Origin of the sequence: Muriicola soli (genome assembly GCF_004139715.1) — a bacterium.
GTDB lineage: Bacteria > Bacteroidota > Bacteroidia > Flavobacteriales > Flavobacteriaceae > Muriicola > Muriicola soli.
The window spans coordinates 2,040,090-2,053,756 of record NZ_CP035544.1 but is presented as its reverse complement, the minus strand read 5'-3'; the positions used below and the strand labels follow the sequence as shown (position 1 = coordinate 2,053,756).

Sequence of the window (13,667 nt, the reverse complement as noted above, 5' to 3'; positions counted from 1 at the left end):
CAATTCTCTCTTTATACTGCTTGGCTCACCACCTCAATTCCTATTTCTTTATCCCTGCGTTGCAATCTACAATAACAGCCCAACAAGCAGAATAAAGAATTGTAAAACCAATTTTACTAATGCAATCATGTATTGAGTTTTTAAGAGGAAAAGATCCTCATTTTCTTAATTTTTCAGGAAGATATATAAGTGACCTAATGCGGCCAAGGAAAAGAAAGAAAACTAATAAAAGTGCGTACAGAAATGTAAGAGAAAAAATAAAAACTATTGCTAATTACAATAGTAAGTCTACAAAAAATTTACAAATGGTTATAGTAAAGGAGTTTTATGATGATAATATGTAATAATTGTAGGGCTGTTTACTGCTGAATTTGAAAAACGTAGAGTAAAAATCAATCAAATTGCACCTTATTTGGCAGTTTCATCTTTTTTCAAATAAAAACCGACCTGTTTCAGGTCGGCTTTACTATTGACAAGAAATTCGTTTTGAAAGACCTATAGATCAGTCCTTCTTGGTGATCACTTCTACAACTCCGTCCTTTGCTTTCTTTCCGTACTTTTCAATGGCTTTCTCTCCCTTGTAGACATTAACCGTAGCGATATCCTTTGGCGAGAGAGAGCTAAAAGCTTTTTCTTTAACCACTTTCCCATCGATTACATACAATGGTTTTTCTCCCTTCTCTGTGTCCACAAAGAAGAACGCATTCCCTTCCATGACTTCGATATCTTCTTCATCATCTGAATCCTTGATTATAAAAACATTCTTGCCTTTCCCACCTTTTGATTTGATGACCTCGATGTGTTCTATTTCTGAATCTTCATGCCCTTCATGAATTTCTATTTCTCCATCCTTACTTTTAATAATTTTCTTTTTAATGATCCTCATTTCCTCGTCAGAATGTATGTCCCCATCAACTCCTTTAATAATGATCTTTTCTCCTTCTTTGTCGTCACCACCATTAATTACCTTAATCCTTTTGGTGATATTTCCCTTGTCATCGGTCCATTCATTTTCATCTTCGGTAACGCGTATAACTACGATTCCGTCTTCTTTCATTTTTTCAATCTCTTTCTCAGAAATTTCGGTATCCTCTTCCATAATCCATGTCATTTTACTTTTCTCAAGGCTTTTTCCAAATTCCATTTCACCTTCTCCTCCCATGAACATCATTTTTCCTTCGGGATCAAAGACAATGGTAACAGGGTCAATAGGTTCACCGTCATTATTAAAATCTGAGGTGCCGTTAAATTCTTTACCATCTTCCGATGTTCCCTGTACGTTAATCGACAGTTCAATGATTTCTTTTTCCTCATTCCGAACCACAGTATAGGAAAAGTCGGCTCCTTCCTCTGCCATCATTTCCTTCATTTCTGCCAATTCTTCATCGGTGGTATCCTTGTTGATCTGAATTTTAATCTCCTTGGTTAATTTCATCTCCTCCCAACTAACATCAGATCCCTTGTTTGATGGGATGTAAATTTCTTTGGTGTTGAAGCTAAACAGGAATAGGGCCAAAGCCGGGACAACCAGTGCCGCTTTGATTATCCGTGCCTTTTTTGATTGCGATTTTTGTAACATGACGATTCGTTTTTTGATTAATGAATTATAAAAATGATTTATGATACTTATCGGAAGCTCCTGCCCCGATACTTTAAGCATGGTATACTGATAACCCTTCTTTGACGGGATACGGTTCATGGCACTCGCATCGGCCAGGAATTCAAGATTCTGTCGAATTTTATTGTGGTACATAAAACTCATCGGATTAATCCATAAAATGATTGTAAAAAGTTGACTGATCAAAATATCCAAGGAGTGCTTTTGTTCACAGTGGGCTTTTTCATGAGCCAGAATAGAATCGAGTTCTGTACGGTTGTAAAAACCAGGATTGTAGACGATGTAGTTAAAGAATGAAAACGGGGCAATTTGCTGATCAGTTTCCAAATATCGAATCTTTTGTTCCTTCCTTTTAAGTACTGCCCTGCTCAGGGTAGCGCGAAGTGACCAAAGTTGGAGTCCGAATTTGGTCAACCAAAAAACCAATCCGGCCAGATATATAATAAAACCGATTACCCAGGGATCAATCCTGGAGCCCGAATTAGACGCTGTGTTTACCAATGTGCCCGTATTTGCAGAACTTATAGACACAGGAACCATTTCTATGTAAACCGGAATACTGATCCAGGGACATAACAAAGCACACAGTAATCCTAGCAGGAGAAATCTTCGATTCTCCTTAAACAGGGTTTCCTTTTGAAGCAAAAGGAGGTAGACTATATAAAATATTAGCAGTATTCCTGAGGATTTCAATAAATATTCAAAAAATGCTTCCATCATTTATTTTTTTCAATGAGCTCAATAATTTCCTTTAATTCTTCCACCGATATTTTTTCTTCCTTGGCAAAGAAAGAAACCAGACTTTTATAAGAATTGTCGTAAAAGTCGGCAATTGTGGCATTTACAAATCGCTTTCGGTAAGCTTCCATCGATATTAAAGGGAAGTACCGATGTGTATTTCCAAAGGCCTCATGACCCACGTATTCCTTGTCTTCTAGGTTACGTACAATAGTAGATAGGGTATTGTAGTGGGGTTTATCTTCTTTTATTTCGGCCAGGATCTCTTTTACAAAAGCCTTTTTCAGCTTCCAGAGAATCTTCATCACCTCTTCCTCTTTGTTCGTCAGTTTTTTCATAAGCTGTATTCTGATTATTGTTTTAGTTCTTCAAGTGCCCTCTGAGCAGATTCCAAATCGGGCCTTATTTCCAGGGCTTTTTCTTATGCTGAAATTGCTTCGTTTTTCGTCCCCTTTGCCCTTAAGGCCTCACCATAATTATCCCGGCAATTGGCCACTTCCGGAGATAAATTCTGATTTCTGCTCCTCACTTTTAAAGGCAGATTGCTCGGATGACGTATTTTGAGCACATCCTGTCATCAACAATAAAATAATCGATGCACTACCAAAACTTTTTCTCATTCCTTTAATTTTAGGTCATCTAACCTGATTTTACATCTCAAATGCGCAAATCAAACCTACTACTAAAAAAATAGTTATACAACTATATTTGTAGTTATTTAACATTTTTAATAAACTATATCCTTTCTATTTTTTACATTTGACATTCTATATATGGAAATCGCGTAAGGTATAATCGTTCTCTTCAGGATTGCGTTATATTTTTTAAATCTGACATTTGCAGCATTTTATATTTATAGTCCTGGGCCTGACTCTGCTGATTATCGGTGGGAATTGGCTCCTGAAGGCATCCGTAGCTCTTTCCCTTAGGCTGAATATCCCTAGGATCATCATAGGGATGACTATTGTTTCCTTTGCAACCTCCACTCCGGAACTCATTGTAAGTGTAAATGCGGCCCTGGAAGGTTTTCCCGACCTGGCCTTGGGGAACGTCGTTGGATCAAATATTGCCAATTTGGGCCTGGTACTGGGGATCATCCTGGTTTTAGGGCCAATAGAGGTTCGAAAAAGCTTTTATAAAACGGACTGGCCCGTGATGATGGCAGCCTCACTGCTATTCTTTTTTTTAATCTATTTCGATGGCGTGATAAGCGCATTGGAAGGATGTATCATGCTGGGCTGTCTCTTCCTCTTTCTCGTTTTTCTTTTGAAATTTCAGAAACCCGCCGTAGTGGAGAATTTGGATAAAAGCATCATCCCTTTACCACTTTACAAAGCGGTATTTTTCCTTGGTATAGGCGGATTTGGCCTCTGGGCCGGATCGGAATTCCTGATTACCGGAGCAGTTGGTCTTGCCACTTTTTATGAGGTAAGCGAGCGAATAATTGGGATTACGGTAGTATCTGTGGGTACTAGTATCCCTGAATTAGCCGCTTCGGTGATTGCCATCCTCAAAAAAGAAAAAGCTATTGGTCTGGGAAACCTAATTGGATCCAATATTTTCAATCTGTTGGCTGTACTGGGCATTACGTCAATGGTAAGCCCAATTCATGTGATAGATCAGGGGTTATTGAACAATGATATTTTCTGGATGCTGGGCTTTGCCTTTTTAGTCCTTCCCCTTGTATTTTTTCCCAAAGGACTCAGGTTGGGATGGCATGACGGAATTATACTGCTACTGGGCTACGGGGCTTTTTTATATTTAACCCTGGGATAACCAAAAATTACGGCATAAAAAAACCGTTTTCAAATACTTCTGAAAACGGTTTGAATTTACGTTAGTTGATTTCCTCAAGCAGAAACTTCGATCTTGGCCGATTTTACGGTCTGAACAATTCTTCCTGCAATTTTGTACGGATCACCGTTTGAAGCAGGACGTCTGTCTTCCAACCATCCTTTCCATCCGCGCTCAACGGTAGCAATTGGAATCCTGATGGAAGCTCCTCTGTCTGAAACTCCATAGCTGAAGTCATTAATGGAAGCTGTTTCATGAAGTCCGGTGAGTCGCTGGTCGTTGAATTCACCATATACAGCGATATGTTCTTTAGCCACAGGCCTGAATGCCTCACAGACTGCTTCGTATACATCCTTGCTACCTGCATTTCTCAACAGACTGTTTGAGAAATTAGCATGCATTCCGGAACCGTTCCAATCTCCTTTTACAGGTTTTGGATGATATTCTATATAATATCCGTAAGATTCAGTTAGTCGATCTAAGATATAGCGAGCTACCCATACCTGGTCACCTGCATTCTTGGCTCCTTTGGCAAAAATCTGAAATTCCCATTGTCCTGAAGCAACCTCTTGGTTGATCCCTTCAAAATTAATCCCAGCTTCAAGACAAATGTCTGCGTGCTCTTCAACAAAATCACGGCCATGAGTATTGAGTCCTCCTACGGAACAGTAGTACATTCCCTGTGGTCCCGGGTAACCTCCCAATGGGAAGCCCAAAGGCAGTTGCGTTTTCCTGTCCATAATAAAGTATTCCTGCTCAAAGCCGAACCAAAAGTCGTTGTCATCGTCATCAATTTTGGCCCTGTGATTGGAAACATGAGGTGTTCCATCAGCATTCATTACTTCTGTCATCACTAGGTACCCATTAATTCGGGTAGGATCCGGAAAAATAGCTACTGGTTTCAGAAGGCAATCAGAAGATCCTCCTTCGGCCTGCTGCGTTGAACTTCCGTCAAATGACCAAACTGGGCAGTCTTCCAGCTTTCCACTGAAATCGTCCTCGATCTTCGTCTTGCTACGCATGTTCTGGGTGGGATGATATCCATCCAGCCAGATGTATTCTAATTTTGCTTTGCTCATAATCTTGCGAGTTAAATTTTCAAATTTTTAAGATCACCAAAAATAAAAGATTTTCCATAGATCCATAAAATTATAGGGGGTAATTATTAATAATTTCGACATAATTATCAACACCCCTGATTTAATAGGGGTTCATTGTAAATAATTATTAATTATAGGGGTATATCTGCGAAATGTTTAATTTAGCTCCCGGAATAAAAACCTTTCCAGATATGTCTACTCAAAGATTAAACGCCATCAGCCAAAGTTCTCAGCGAAAACCTTCTATTACGGTTGAAGAAATCAGAAGGTCAGAACTCTTCGGATCGCAGGTTTTTAACGAAGACCGAATGACTCAATACTTAACCAGGGATGCCCTGGAGAGTGTGAAAAATGCCATTTTCACAGGTTCAAAAATCAACAGAAAGATGGCTGATCAAATCGCCGAATCCATGAAATCATGGGCGTTATCTATGGGTGCTACCCACTACACTCACTGGTTTCAGCCCTTAACAGGGGCCACTGCCGAAAAACACGACGCCTTTTTCGACCTCCTTCCAAATGGCAGGGCTATTGAGAAGTTCGGTGGCAGCCAACTGGTACAACAAGAACCTGACGCCTCCAGCTTTCCCAGCGGAGGAATCCGAAATACATTTGAGGCCCGTGGATATACAGCATGGGATCCTACTTCACCGGCCTTTATTTACGGAGCAACCTTGTGTATTCCCACTGTCTTTGTATCCTATACCGGAGAAGCTTTAGATAATAAAGTCCCATTATTACGTGCCTTACATGCAGTTGATGAAGCCGCTACCAAAGTTGCCCGGTATTTTGACAAGACCGTTAATAAGGTAAACGCCACCCTGGGATGGGAACAGGAATACTTTCTAATAGACAAGTCCCTCGCCAATTCCAGACCTGATCTTGTACTTTCAGGGCGAACTTTGGTAGGGCAGGCTGCTGCCAAAGGTCAACAACTAGATGATCACTATTTTGGAGTGATCCCCTTGCGAGCAATAAATTACATGAAGGACCTGGAAGTGGAATGTACCAAGCTCGGTATTCCTGTGAAAACCAGGCATAATGAAGTAGCTCCGAATCAATTTGAACTGGCTCCCGTTTTTGAAGAGGCGAACCTGGCTGTGGATCACAATCTGCTGCTGATGGATGTGATGGAGAAAGTAGCAGACAAACACGACCTTAAAGTTCTTTTTCACGAAAAACCATTTGCAGGCATCAATGGTTCAGGGAAACACAATAATTGGTCTCTGGCAACCGATACCGGGGTGAATCTTCTCAGTCCGGGTTCTACCCCGATGAAGAACCTGCAGTTTCTGACCTTCTTTGTCAATACGATCAAGGCAGTCGATTCTTATGAGGAACTTCTCAGGGCATCAATAGCTTCAGCGAGTAATGACCATCGCCTTGGGGCAAACGAGGCTCCACCGGCAATATTTTCCATTTTTATAGGGAAACAACTCAGTGAAGTTCTCGATGAACTCGAAGGAGTATCTCAAGGAAAATTATCCCCGGAGGAAAAAACCGAATTAAAACTCAACGTGGTTGGGAAAATCCCTGAAATTCTTCTCGACAACACAGACAGAAACCGCACCTCCCCCTTTGCCTTTACCGGCAACAAATTTGAAATGAGGGGCGTAGGATCAAAATCCAATTGCGCCAAGCCCATGACCGTGCTCAACACCATTGTGGCAAAACAGTTAATCAATTTTAAGATTGAGGTAGATGCGCTGATCGCAAAAAAGAGCCTTAAAAAAGATGAAGCTATCTTTAATGTCCTCAGGGAATATATTAAGTCCTCAAAGCGTATCCGTTTTGACGGTGATGGTTATAGTGAATCCTGGTGGAAAGAGGCGGCAAAACGTAAATTGAGTAATAATAAAAACACCCCGGAGGCCCTTCAGGTCCTTACTTCAAAGCATACCCTGGAACTGTTTCAGGAGATGCAAGTAATGAGCGAAACAGAGGTCAGGGCCCGACAGGAAGTTGAGCTCGAGACTTATATTTTACAGACTCAGATTGAAGGACGGGTTTTTAACGAGCTTGTGAATACTCATATAATTCCAGCTGCTATTAAGTATCAAAATGCTGTGATTGAAAATATCAAGGGAATCAAAGAAGTATACGGGGCGGGATTTAAAAAGCAAGCAGTTGCTCAACTCGCTATTTTGGAAGATATATCAGGCCATTTAGAGGCGACACGTAAAAAATCGGATGCAATGACTGAAGCCCGGAAGAAGGCGAATGCAGAACCAGATGTTTACAAAAAGGCAATGGCTTATTGTCATGATGTGAGACCCTATTTTGATGACATCAGATATCATTGCGACAAATTGGAACAGCTCGTGGAGGATCAGAGCTGGCCTCTTGCGAAATACAGGGAATTGCTATTTATCCGATAGAAAAAGAGACAATAAGTAAGAAGCTTTGCGCACAAATGATATCATTCCCCTATTTTTGCGCTAAACCAAGATCTACTCATCGTGCCCGTAAGTAAACGCTACCATCAAAGAGGAGTTTCTGCGTCCAAGGAGGATGTTCACAAGGCCATCAAAAACCTTGATAAAGGATTATTCCCAAGAGCATTTTGTAAGATAGTCCCTGATACCCTAGCCGGGGATAAGGACTATTGTCTGGTAATGCATGCAGACGGCGCCGGAACCAAGTCCTCCCTGGCGTATATGTATTGGAAGGAAACCGGAGACCTCTCCGTTTGGAAAGGCATTGCTCAGGATGCTCTTGTTATGAATCTTGATGACCTTTTGTGCGTGGGAGTAACGAATAATATTCTTCTCTCTTCTACCATAGGCAGAAATAAAAACAAAATCCCGGGAGAGGTTATTGCAGCGATTATTTCAGGCACCGAGGAATTTATTGAGGATATGTCGGCATTCGGAGTGGACATAAAGTCAACGGGAGGGGAAACTGCCGATGTAGGTGATCTGGTTAGGACCATTATTGTTGATTCAACAGTAACTGCGAGGATTCGCAGAGACAAAGTAATAGACAATGCCAATATCCGGGAAGGTGATGTTATCATCGGTTTGGCTTCTTTTGGGCAGGCGACCTATGAAAAGGAGTACAACGGCGGAATGGGGAGTAATGGACTCACTTCAGCAAGACATGATGTGTTTTCTAAATTCCTCGCTGAGAAATACCCTGAGAGTTTTGATCCATCCGTACCTGATGAGCTCGTCTATTCCGGAAAAATGAATCTTCAGGATGAGGTAGATGGAGCCCCGCTGGATGCCGGTAAATTAGTCCTGTCACCCACTCGAACCTACGCCCCGGTGATCAAAAAGATTCTGGAAACACACTCCCCAAAGGACATTCATGGTATGATCCACTGCAGTGGAGGGGCCCAGACAAAAATTTTACATTTTCTCGATCAATTCCACGTGATCAAAGATAACCTCTTCCCCGTACCGCCTTTATTTCAACTTATCCAAAGTCAGTCCGGCACAGACTGGAAAGAAATGTACCAGGTCTTTAATTGTGGTCACCGGATGGAGCTCTACGCAGATAGGGAAATTGCGGGAGATCTGATTTCTATTTCCGAGAGTTTTGGAATCGACGCCCGTATCATAGGCAGGGTAGAAGCTTCGAAGCAGAAAAAACTCACGATTACCAGCCAATTTGGCTCGTTTACCTATTGATATATACGATTCTTTTTAAAGCGACGTTTTCATTGTAAAGAAATCTGTGTTGTTATGGAAAGAAAAGCTTTTTTAAAAACCTTAGGGGCCGGAGCGGCCTTTGCCCTTACGTTTCCCTGTGTTCAGGGTTGTTCTAAAGAAGATGGGCCCGGACTACCTGTTCCGACTGGGGTCGACTTCACCATTGACCTCACCTCCAGTGAAGGGGCGATGTTGGCTAATAACGGTGACTTTATCCTTAAAAACGAAGTAGTAGTGGTTAAAAACCTGGAAGGTAATTTTATTGCTGCCAGTCAGATCTGCAGTCATCAACAAACAGACCAGGTTAGGTTCATCGAAGATGAAGGTGGAATATTTTCTTGTTCTACCCACGGGTCGAGGTTTTCTCAAACCGGTGCTCCTTTGAATGCGATCACCAATAATCCCTTGAAAATATTCAACACAGAATTAAACGGGGATATCCTCAGGGTTTTCGACTAGAATACCCTCTTGTTTTACTTTCTTCCTCACTTATCGGTTGCAATGGGTTAGTCCACGTGGTGCCACCCTTCGGTATGCTGTAATTTATTATCTGCGATTGCTCTTAAATGTTGTAAATTCGCAGGGTAAGGGAAGCAAGACTATGATCGATAAATTAAACATAATAAAACAGCGTTTTGATGAGGTTTCGGACCTGATCATCCAACCTGATATTATCTCTGATCAAAAGAGGTATGTGCAATTAAATAAGGAATACAAGGACCTGAAAACCCTTGTTGATAAAAGGAAGGTTTACTTAGAACTGCAAAACAACCTCAAAGAAGCAGAGGAAATCCTTTCTTCTGGAGAAGATCCGGAAATGCAGGAAATGGCCAAAATGCAAATGGAGGAAGCCAAAGAGGCCTTGCCCGGATTGGAGGAAGAAATAAAGTATTTACTCATTCCCAAAGATCCTGAAGATGCTAAAGATGTGGTGATGGAAATCAGGGCCGGAACCGGCGGCGATGAGGCCAGTATATTTGCAGGAGATCTCTACAGGATGTACGCAAAGTATTGCGAATCCAGGGGGTGGAGAACCAATATTATTGACCTGAGTGAAGGGACTAGCGGAGGATACAAGGAAATTCATTTTGAAGTAACCGGCGAAGACGTATATGGCACCTTAAAATTCGAAGCCGGAGTACACCGGGTACAGCGCGTGCCTCAGACAGAAACACAGGGGAGAGTTCATACTAGTGCAGCTACTGTCATGGTATTACCGGAAGCAGAGGATTTTGACGTACAGATTGATCCCAAAGACGTACGTATTGACTTTTTCTGTTCTTCAGGACCCGGAGGACAATCCGTAAATACTACCTATTCGGCGGTAAGACTAACACATATCCCCACAGGGATCGTGGCACAGTGTCAGGATGAAAAATCACAGCACAAGAACAAAGACAAGGCCTTCAAGGTACTGAGATCAAGGCTATACGACATGGAATTGCAAAAAAGGCAGGAAGAAGATGCGGCAAAGAGGAATTCCCAGGTAAGCAGCGGAGACCGCTCAGCTAAAATCAGGACCTACAATTATCCTCAGGGTCGGGTTACCGACCATCGTATAGGACTTACACTTTACGATCTGCAGAATATCATAAACGGGGATATCCAAAAGATTATCGATGAACTCATGCTTGTTGAGAATACTGAAAAATTAAAAGAAGCTTCCGAAATATTCTAAGATCAAATGAGTACTGACGAGCTAATTTCCCAGATCAGAAAAAAGAATTCTTTCCTGTGTATCGGACTCGATACAGATCTCTCTAAAATTCCTCCGCATCTGCTTGAAGAAGCCGATCCGATCTTTTCATTTAACAAAGCAATTGTAGATGCCACCCACCACTTGTGCGTAGCTTACAAGCCCAATACTGCCTTTTATGAAGCCTGTGGTATTAAGGGTTGGGAAGCCTTGGCACAGACTATGGAATACATCAATACTAAATACCCTGAAATACTGACCATCGCCGATGCCAAAAGAGGTGATATCGGAAATACTGCCACGCAGTATGCCAGGGCATTTTTCGAAGATCTGAGTTTTGATGCAATAACGGTTGCGCCTTATATGGGACGCGATTCTGTAGAACCTTTTTTAAAATTCAGCGATAAGTTTACTATTCTACTGGCTCTTACTTCTAATCCGGGAGCCTTTGATTTTCAGACTAAAAGAATTGAAGGTAAAGAACTGTATAAACAAGTACTGGAAACGGCACTCACTTACGAAAATTCGGAGCAACTAATGTTTGTTGTCGGAGCGACCAAGGCAGAGTATTTAAAACAAATTAGAGCCATCGTACCCAATAACTTTCTTCTGGTTCCGGGTGTTGGTGCGCAGGGAGGTAGTTTGGTAGAAGTGTGCAGATACGGTCTCACAAAAGATATCGGATTGCTGATCAATTCCTCCAGAGGCATATTGTATGCTTCAAAGGGAAAGGACTTTGCAGCTGCCGCCCGTGAACAGGCCCTGCAGCTTCAGAAAGCTATGGCTGTGGAAATGGATAAAATATAGCCCGGTATCTAGGCCAGTTCTTCCATTGCTTTCTTGAGTATTTTGGCTTTCCTTTCAAAAAATTCTCCAAGTTGAGTCCCGGAATAACGGGTGTCTTCCGCCATATTTACAAATGTCTGATAATAGCTTACCAATCGGGTAGAGGCCTGAGAACCACTGGCGATATGGGTTGTTGATCCCACCTTGCAGTACTGATTTTCCATAGTTTAATTCTTTTATACAAAGATACGGTGCAAGTGAGATAAAAGTTTTTGAGTCTGATGGAATTCAGCTAAAATTGGAGTTATTTATCTAATAATTAACATAATGGTAGAGAATTCTTTAAAAAAGCTACTCTGTTGACATAGAAATTAATTTTTCGGACTTCTTTTTGTACCTTTTAATTTAATCCATGCACAAATGAAAAAAATTATTGCATCTCTGGGGTTCGTATTAGTGCTGATCTCAGCATCAGGACAGAATAATCCATGCGCCTGTTGTACCGAAAACCACAGTGCGTTTGATTTCTGGCTTGGAAAATGGGAGGTGACCCTGCCCAACGGTAATATTGCCGGGGAAAATGTGATCGAGAAAATACAGGGCGACTGTGTTTTGAGAGAAAACTGGAAAGGGGCTAACGGTAACTTTACAGGAACGAGTTATAATTTCTACAATACCGCTACGGGATTGTGGGAGCAGCTTTGGTTAGACAGGGCCGGCACAATTCTGAAGTTGAGTGGAAAACGCATCGACAACCAAATGATTTTGATGTCTGATGGCGTGGTAAATAAGGATGAAAGTATAACTACTCAGCGGATTACATGGACCTTACTGGAAGATGGTAAGGTAAGGCAGGTATGGGAAGTGTTACGCGATGGTGTGGCTGAGAATGTACTCTTTGATGGACTTTATAATAAAATGGACTGAATTGGGAGAAATGACTTTGTTTCTTTCCACAAAAAAACCGGCCACTACACCGGTTTTTTAAACTAACTAACTCAAAAATACTAACTCAAATAATACGGGTATAAAACTATTTTAATTTCTGATCTTTAGGTTAAGTAAAGATTTCCAGAAGGTTATCATTCTATCTTTATATGTAATTAACGGTACAATTTTGAGATTATTGCAATAATTATCAGTCACATAGCTCAGATATAAGTTTTCTAGAGTCCAAACAGGCGGTAAGATCAGAAAAGTTAATCAGGAAGAGTAGTTTATTCTCCGTAGTGGGAAGAGATAAGAGCCTCCGTTTCGGCCTTAGACTTAAATACATCAAATGTTTTGCCCTGTGTCCTCAGGGCACCCAGGGCATTTGCAAATTTTGCAGCTTGTTCGGGATCATTATACACCGCAAAACCATAGGCCAGGCCTCCGGCAAATGAATCCCCGCAGCCTGTAGTATCAATTACGTCTTTCATGAAGATCGACTTTACGAATTGTTTTTTGATCTCCTCACCTTCTTTATAATAATAAACACATCCTTTGGCATCCAGGGTAACATAAAAGTACTTAACGCCCTTTTTTAGAACATGAGCAGCCATTTTATCCAGGTGATCGGTTCTCCCTTCGTCATAACTGATCATTTCTTCAGCAGAATATTCGTGTTTTAGCCAGCATGCCTGGGATTCTTCCAGGTTCATCTTTAGAACGTCAATATACTTTAGCCATTGATCCATATCGACCCAGAATTTCCTGTATCGATCTCCCGTCATTCCCATGGAAGTAGTGGGTCCGTGGGCATCAAAAACTACCAGGCCTTTTCTGTTCTTTTTGATGTATTTCAATGTACGCAGCGAAATTTCAAAGTCGGTAATCGGTACAAAGACATAGGCGTCCATTTCATCCATCGCTTTTATGTCTTTGGGTTCAATGGGCTTCATACACGCTGTCTGGCGCTCAAGACGGTTGTTCTGGTCTATGAATTTGAGCTCTATCACAGTTCCCCGGTCGTGTTTGGCTGAGATATGAGCAGTATCGATGTTGGAATAAGCCCTAAATAGCTCGATGATGTTTTCGAAATCTTTTTTATGCACATGAGAAACCGGATATACCGTTCCTTCGTTCCCAAAGAGTTTGGCCAGGGCAATAACGGGGTGCGATACACAACCATACTTTTTAATCGTTTCCTGGTGGTGGGTTACGATGGTATCTCTTGGTATAGGTCCTATTACGGCAATTTTTGTCATCCGATTCCGAAATCTTTTGTGCTTTACATCCTGATGGCAGGCAGGATATCAACCTGTATTTTCATTGTGAAAGGAGGAGTAATTTATGAAAAA

Annotated in this window: 13 protein-coding genes; 7 read left to right on the top strand and 6 right to left on the bottom strand. The window is 41.5% G+C overall.

Features of this window, described 5'->3' with window-relative positions; translation table 11 throughout:
• Positions 1-502: 502 nt before the first annotated feature.
• The 3 genes from EQY75_RS09360 to EQY75_RS13995 all read right to left on the bottom strand — a co-directional run bounded on the left by EQY75_RS09360 (position 503) and on the right by EQY75_RS13995 (position 2,976).
• Positions 503-2,338: a M56 family metallopeptidase gene (locus tag EQY75_RS09360; protein ID WP_129605303.1), complete on the bottom strand. Its 1,836-nt coding sequence runs from the start codon at positions 2,336-2,338 to the stop codon at positions 503-505.
• Positions 2,335-2,694, bottom strand: coding sequence for a BlaI/MecI/CopY family transcriptional regulator (locus tag EQY75_RS09355; protein WP_129605301.1), 360 nt, complete (start codon positions 2,692-2,694; stop codon positions 2,335-2,337). Before EQY75_RS09355 ends, EQY75_RS09360 begins: the two co-directional genes overlap by 4 nt.
• 138 nt (positions 2,695-2,832) lie before the next feature.
• Positions 2,833-2,976: a hypothetical protein gene (locus tag EQY75_RS13995; RefSeq protein ID WP_165200611.1), complete on the bottom strand. Its 144-nt coding sequence runs from the start codon at positions 2,974-2,976 to the stop codon at positions 2,833-2,835.
• Positions 2,977-3,193: 217 nt separating this feature from the next.
• On the opposite strand from EQY75_RS13995, the gene EQY75_RS09350 reads away from it, so the two are divergent.
• Positions 3,194-4,132, top strand: a complete 939-nt coding sequence (locus EQY75_RS09350) for a calcium/sodium antiporter (RefSeq protein ID WP_129605299.1) — start codon at positions 3,194-3,196, stop codon at positions 4,130-4,132.
• 74 nt (positions 4,133-4,206) lie between these two features.
• Here EQY75_RS09350 and EQY75_RS09345 read toward each other — a convergent pair whose 3' ends face one another.
• Complete coding sequence (locus EQY75_RS09345; RefSeq protein ID WP_129605297.1) at positions 4,207-5,229, bottom strand: glutamine synthetase beta-grasp domain-containing protein; 1,023 nt, start codon at positions 5,227-5,229, stop codon at positions 4,207-4,209.
• Positions 5,230-5,441: 212 nt separating this feature from the next.
• On the opposite strand from EQY75_RS09345, the gene EQY75_RS09340 reads away from it, so the two are divergent.
• The 5 genes from EQY75_RS09340 to pyrF all read left to right on the top strand — a co-directional run bounded on the left by EQY75_RS09340 (position 5,442) and on the right by pyrF (position 11,406).
• Positions 5,442-7,628 (top strand): glutamine synthetase III family protein, encoded by a 2,187-nt coding sequence (locus EQY75_RS09340; RefSeq protein WP_129605295.1) that lies wholly within the window; start codon positions 5,442-5,444, stop codon positions 7,626-7,628.
• Between the two features lie 81 nt (positions 7,629-7,709).
• The gene (locus tag EQY75_RS09335) at positions 7,710-8,882 is read left to right on the top strand and encodes an AIR synthase related protein (protein ID WP_246019857.1); all 1,173 of its coding nucleotides are present in this window, start codon (positions 7,710-7,712) and stop codon (positions 8,880-8,882) included.
• A gap of 54 nt (positions 8,883-8,936) precedes the next feature.
• Positions 8,937-9,362 (top strand): Rieske (2Fe-2S) protein, encoded by a 426-nt coding sequence (locus tag EQY75_RS09330; RefSeq protein WP_129605291.1) that lies wholly within the window; start codon positions 8,937-8,939, stop codon positions 9,360-9,362.
• Between the two features lie 142 nt (positions 9,363-9,504).
• Positions 9,505-10,581, top strand: a complete 1,077-nt coding sequence (gene prfA, locus EQY75_RS09325; protein WP_129605289.1) for a peptide chain release factor 1 — start codon at positions 9,505-9,507, stop codon at positions 10,579-10,581.
• Positions 10,582-10,587: 6 nt separating this feature from the next.
• Positions 10,588-11,406 carry an orotidine-5'-phosphate decarboxylase gene (pyrF, locus tag EQY75_RS09320; RefSeq protein WP_129605288.1) on the top strand — a complete coding sequence of 273 codons (819 nt, stop codon included), beginning with the start codon at positions 10,588-10,590 and terminating at the stop codon, positions 11,404-11,406.
• A gap of 8 nt (positions 11,407-11,414) precedes the next feature.
• Here pyrF and EQY75_RS09315 read toward each other — a convergent pair whose 3' ends face one another.
• Complete coding sequence (locus EQY75_RS09315; protein ID WP_129605286.1) at positions 11,415-11,609, bottom strand: hypothetical protein; 195 nt, start codon at positions 11,607-11,609, stop codon at positions 11,415-11,417.
• A 196-nt stretch (positions 11,610-11,805) separates the two neighbouring features.
• On the opposite strand from EQY75_RS09315, the gene EQY75_RS09310 reads away from it, so the two are divergent.
• Entirely contained in the window at positions 11,806-12,312 is a 507-nt protein-coding gene (locus EQY75_RS09310) for a hypothetical protein (protein WP_129605285.1), read from the top strand.
• A 290-nt stretch (positions 12,313-12,602) separates the two neighbouring features.
• Here the strand turns inward: EQY75_RS09310 and EQY75_RS09305 are convergent, their stop codons facing one another.
• The gene (locus EQY75_RS09305) at positions 12,603-13,574 is read right to left on the bottom strand and encodes a carbohydrate kinase family protein (RefSeq protein WP_129605283.1); all 972 of its coding nucleotides are present in this window, start codon (positions 13,572-13,574) and stop codon (positions 12,603-12,605) included.
• Positions 13,575-13,667 lie beyond the last annotated feature (93 nt).

Coding starts and splice junctions, on each gene's coding strand:
- EQY75_RS09305 (WP_129605283.1), bottom strand. CDS start 13,574: ATGACAAAAATTGCCGTAATAGGACCTATACCAAGAGATACCATCGTA.
- prfA (WP_129605289.1), top strand. CDS start 9,505: ATGATCGATAAATTAAACATAATAAAACAGCGTTTTGATGAGGTTTCG.
- EQY75_RS09355 (WP_129605301.1), bottom strand. CDS start 2,694: ATGAAAAAACTGACGAACAAAGAGGAAGAGGTGATGAAGATTCTCTGG.
- EQY75_RS09345 (WP_129605297.1), bottom strand. CDS start 5,229: ATGAGCAAAGCAAAATTAGAATACATCTGGCTGGATGGATATCATCCC.
- EQY75_RS09310 (WP_129605285.1), top strand. CDS start 11,806: ATGAAAAAAATTATTGCATCTCTGGGGTTCGTATTAGTGCTGATCTCA.
- EQY75_RS09340 (WP_129605295.1), top strand. CDS start 5,442: ATGTCTACTCAAAGATTAAACGCCATCAGCCAAAGTTCTCAGCGAAAA.
- pyrF (WP_129605288.1), top strand. CDS start 10,588: ATGAGTACTGACGAGCTAATTTCCCAGATCAGAAAAAAGAATTCTTTC.
- EQY75_RS09330 (WP_129605291.1), top strand. CDS start 8,937: ATGGAAAGAAAAGCTTTTTTAAAAACCTTAGGGGCCGGAGCGGCCTTT.
- EQY75_RS13995 (WP_165200611.1), bottom strand. CDS start 2,976: ATGAGAAAAAGTTTTGGTAGTGCATCGATTATTTTATTGTTGATGACA.
- EQY75_RS09315 (WP_129605286.1), bottom strand. CDS start 11,609: ATGGAAAATCAGTACTGCAAGGTGGGATCAACAACCCATATCGCCAGT.
- EQY75_RS09360 (WP_129605303.1), bottom strand. CDS start 2,338: ATGATGGAAGCATTTTTTGAATATTTATTGAAATCCTCAGGAATACTG.